1 protein-coding gene and 1 rRNA gene are annotated in these 2,815 nt (G+C 68.1%); one reads left to right on the top strand and one right to left on the bottom strand.

What is annotated here, in order from left to right; translation table 11 throughout:
- Positions 1-286: 286 nt before the first annotated feature.
- On the top strand, positions 287-2,650 hold the full coding sequence (locus AR539_RS18560) for an HAD-IC family P-type ATPase (protein WP_331457501.1): 2,364 nt from the start codon (positions 287-289) through the stop codon (positions 2,648-2,650).
- Between the two features lie 65 nt (positions 2,651-2,715).
- On the opposite strand, the gene rrf is transcribed toward AR539_RS18560, so the two are convergent.
- Positions 2,716-2,815, bottom strand: a 5S ribosomal RNA gene (gene rrf / locus AR539_RS18555); the annotation flags it as partial.

Below are 2,815 nucleotides of genomic sequence, written 5' to 3'. Positions count from 1 at the left end.
GTGGAGCAAACCTGGCCGGTGTCTCCGGCGTTCAGCCATCACCCCCTGATGGTAACCGGGCAGCTGCAGTCCCGCCAACACACCTAAAAACCGCCCCCACAACCCGCGCAGAAGGGCTGGGTCCCAAAAAGCGGCCCCGTGAGGTGCGTCACCGGCGGGACTGCAGCTGCCCGGTTACCATCAGGGGGTGATGGCTGAACGCCGGAGACACCGGCCAGGTTTGCTCCACCGGCGCGTTTCCGGGCCGGCGGCCAACGGCTTGTCCCGGGACGAGGTTTCGTCCCGGGTGAGCCGCGGCCTGGCCAACCGCGTGCCGGACGCAACCAGCCGCAGCCTGTGGGCGATCGTCCGGGCCAACGTGCTCACTCTCTTCAATGCCATCGTCGGCACCAGCTTCGTCCTCCTGCTCCTCCTGGGCAGCTGGCAGGATGCGCTCTTCGGCGTGGCAGCTGTCGGCAACGCCGTCATCGGGGTTGTTCAGGAATACCGCGCCAAACGCTCGCTGGACAGACTGGCCGTCCTGGAGGCACCACTGGCCCGGGTCCTCCGCGACGGTTCCGTGCAGGAGATCCCCACCGCCGACGTCGTGCTTGACGACGTCCTGGTCCTCCGGGCCGGCGACCAGGTCACTGCCGATGCCGCGGTGCTCGACAGCAAGGGCCTGGAAGCCGACGAATCCCTCCTCACCGGAGAGTCGGATCCCGTGGACAAAGACGCCGGGGCGGAAGTGCTGTCCGGCTCCATCGTGGTGGCCGGCCGGGGCACAGCCCGGGTCATCCGGGTGGGGGCTGAGTCGTTCTCCAACCGGATCGCTGCCGGCGCCAAACGCTTTTCCTTGGTCAACTCGGAGATCCGGAACAGCCTCAACCGCATTCTCGGCTGGCTCACCTGGGCGCTGCTGCCGGTTGCCCTCATAGTCGCCAACGGTGAGATGCAGTCCCGGGGCGGCTGGCAGCAGGCCATCGCCAACGGCACGTGGACTGACGCCCTGGTTGGTGTGATCGCGAGCGTCATCGCCATGATCCCGCTGGGCCTGGTCCTGCTCTCGAGTGTTGCGTTCGCTGTGGGCGGGGTGCGGCTGGCGGGCAACAAGGTGCTCATCCAGGAGCTCGCGGCAGTGGAGGGCCTGGCGCGCGTCGATGTCCTCTGCCTCGACAAGACCGGCACGCTCACCGAGGGCGGCATCATCTTCGACGGCGTGCACGAGCTGGCCGAGCCTGCAGCGCAGGGATGGGAACACGCCTTGGGCTGGTTCGGGGCGGATCCCGAGGCGAATGCAACGTCCCGGTGCCTTGAAGCGGCCTTCGCGCACGACGGCGGCAGTCCCGCGGTCTCGTCGGTTCCGTTTTCGTCCGCCCGCAAGTGGAGCTCGGTGACGTTCGACGGCGGAAGCCCCGGCCATGGCTCCTGGATTCTTGGCGCCCCCGAGATCGTGCTGGCAGGGGGCCCGGCCGGCGGCGCGGAACCTGCTGCCGATGCGGCGCTGGAGCGGGCCGGCCGGTTCGCCGAATCCGGCCTGCGGACGGTGGTGCTGGCTTATGCAGCCGGGGCCAGCATCACGGCAGAGAACCCCACGCTGCCGGCCGCGGTGAAACCCGTCGTTGTACTCACGTTCCGGGAACAAATCCGTCCCGATGCCCGGCAGACGCTGGATTACTTCCGCGACGAGGGCGTGGACCTGAAAGTCATCTCGGGGGACGACCCCCGGACGGTGGCCGCGATAGCCCGCAGCGTGGGCCTGGATGCCGGGGAGGGCTATGACGCCAGGACGCTGCCGGCGGACCCGGTCCTGCTGGAGGAGGTGATGGGTGCCCACGCAGTGTTCGGCCGGGTGAGCCCGGACCAGAAACGGGACATGGTGGCGGCCCTCCAGCGCCGCGGGCACACCGTGGCGATGACTGGGGACGGCGCCAACGACGTCCTGGCATTGAAGGAGGCCGACCTTGGGATCGCCATGAACTCCGCCGCAGCCGCAACGAAGGCCGTGGCCCGGCTGGTGCTGCTGGATGGCCGGTTTGACCGGCTGCCTTCGGTGGTTGCCGAGGGGAGGCGGGTCATCGCCAACATCGAGCGGGTCTCCAAGCTGTTCCTCAGCAAAACGGCCTACTCGATTGCCATCGCTGTCAGCTTTGGGCTCCTCACCCTCCAGTTTCCCTTCCTGCCGCGGCAACTCTCGTTCACCGACGGCCTCACCATCGGCATACCGTCCTTCTTCCTGGCGCTGATGGCCAACACCACCCGCTACCGGCCCGGATTCCTCCGCAGGTCCCTTTCCTTTGCAGTTCCGGCCGGGCTCATTGTCACGGCATCGCTGCTGGGGCTGAACCTCTACGCCGCGTCGCGCGGAGCGACGGCGGCACCGGAAGCCGCTGGGTCGCTGCAGTCAGCATCAGTACTGACCCTCTCGGCCCTGGGCCTGTGGATTCTCGCCGTGGTGGCACGTCCCCTTGACGGGAAAAAGCTGGCGGTGGTGCTCGCGATGGTCGCCAGCCTCGTCCTGCTGCTCAGCGTGCCGCCGGTGCGGGACTTCTTCGAGCTGGCGCTGCCGCCGGCATACCTGCTGCTGGCCGCGGGTGCCGCAGCGGTGATTGGCGGGCTTGCCGTGGAAGGCCTGGCCTGGGTCCATGCCCGGAGGTTCCAAGGGACGTGAAGTGTCTAGTGCTTAAATGCGGGAGGACCCCCGAACGGTGTTCGGGGGTCCTCGACCTAATGATGTTCCGGCGGTGACCTACTCTCCCACACCCTCCCGGGTGCAGTACCATCGGCGCTGTGGGTCTTAGCTTCCGGGTTCGGAATGGGACCGGGCGTTTCCCCC

This window comes from Arthrobacter sp. EPSL27 (assembly GCF_001512305.1).
GTDB lineage: Bacteria > Actinomycetota > Actinomycetes > Actinomycetales > Micrococcaceae > Arthrobacter.
Note: the sequence above shows the minus strand (reverse complement) of the source record. Positions and strands in the feature narration are given on the sequence as shown.